General features: G+C 53.3%; 1 protein-coding gene. It reads left to right on the top strand.

Annotated elements, in window-relative coordinates; genetic code table 11:
• On the top strand, positions 1-377 hold a 377-nt coding region (locus ACTHUR_RS20210; protein ID WP_440400587.1), incomplete at its 5' end, for a methionine adenosyltransferase domain-containing protein.
• Positions 378-463: the final 86 nt, after the last annotated feature.

Genomic DNA, 463 nt, shown 5'->3' with positions numbered 1-463 from the left:
GCGCATTCTCCGGCAAAGACCCGTCCAAAGTGGACCGTTCCGCCGCTTACGCCTGCCGCTATGTTGCGAAAAACATCGTCGCCGCCGGTTTGGCAACCCAATGCCAAATCCAAGTTTCCTACGCCATCGGCGTTGCCGAACCGACTTCGATTTCCATCGATACTTTCGGTACCGGCAAAATCAGCGAAGAAAAACTGATCGCCTTGGTTCGCGAACATTTCGACCTGCGCCCTAAAGGCATCGTCCAAATGCTCGACCTGCTGCGACCGATTTACAGCAAATCCGCCGCCTACGGCCACTTCGGCCGCGAGGAGCCTGAATTTACTTGGGAGCGCACCGACAAAGCAGCCGCATTGAAAGCAGCCGCAGGCGTGTAAACTTCCGCATTTGAGGCCGTCTGAAAAGCAAAACGTTTTCAGACGGCCTTTTTCCTTATACAATAGCCACTTGAATTTCTATATAC

This window comes from Neisseria sp. P0021.S007, from assembly GCF_051956855.1.
The sequence above is the reverse complement of the archived record's forward strand: the minus strand, read 5'-3'. Positions and strand labels throughout refer to the sequence as shown.